Consider the following 238-nt stretch of genomic DNA (forward strand, 5'->3'; position numbering starts at 1 on the left):
CGGTTGATTTCTTTTCCTAAGGGTACTTAGATGTTTCAGTTCCCCTCGTTCGCTTCGCTATGCTATGTATTCACATAACGATGACACTATGTGCCGGGTTGCCCCATTCGGAAATTCCAGGATATAACGCTTGTTATCAACTCCCCTGGACTTATCGCAGATTACCACGTCCTTCATCGCCTCTAATTGCCTAGGCATCCACCGTGCACGCTTATTCACTTAACCATACAAACTCTAA

The 238-nt window shown here is 45.4% G+C and carries 1 rRNA gene; it reads right to left on the reverse strand.

Annotated features, from left to right (window positions below):
- Positions 1-225: ribosomal RNA gene (locus tag CXF74_RS00060) — 23S ribosomal RNA — on the reverse strand; the annotation flags it as partial.
- Positions 226-238: the final 13 nt, after the last annotated feature.

Source organism: Psychromonas sp. Urea-02u-13, assembly GCF_002835995.1.
Classification (GTDB): Bacteria; Pseudomonadota; Gammaproteobacteria; order Enterobacterales; family Psychromonadaceae; genus Psychromonas.